This is a genomic window from Vibrio sp. OPT24 (genome assembly GCF_015163545.1).
In the GTDB taxonomy this organism is placed as follows: Bacteria; Pseudomonadota; Gammaproteobacteria; order Enterobacterales; family Vibrionaceae; genus Vibrio; species Vibrio cyclitrophicus.
In genome coordinates this window covers 1-240 of the sequence record NZ_JADDYI010000065.1, presented here as the reverse complement: position 1 = coordinate 240, position 240 = coordinate 1, and the positions used below count along the sequence as shown (strand labels likewise).

At 52.5% G+C, this 240-nt stretch carries 1 tRNA gene and 1 rRNA gene; both read right to left on the bottom strand.

The features are described 5' to 3' along the window. Positions 1-6: 6 nt before the first annotated feature. Positions 7-83: transfer RNA gene (locus IQO02_RS20050), tRNA-Asp, on the bottom strand. A 67-nt stretch (positions 84-150) separates the two neighbouring features. Then, positions 151-240: ribosomal RNA gene (gene rrf, locus IQO02_RS20045) — 5S ribosomal RNA — on the bottom strand; the annotation flags it as partial.

The following is a 240-nucleotide window of genomic DNA, read 5'->3' as shown; positions in this document are numbered from 1 at the left end:
AATAAGTGGCGGAGTGGACGGGACTCGAACCCGCGACCCCCGGCGTGACAGGCCGGTATTCTAACCAACTGAACTACCACTCCGCAGTGGTCAACTCACTAAGTGAGCGTCCATATCTCCAGGTTGGTCAACCTAAAGATTTAATTTAAAGCCTGGCGATGTCCTACTCTCACATGGGGAAGCCCCACACTACCATCGGCGCTATTGTGTTTCACTTCTGAGTTCGGCATGGAATCAGGT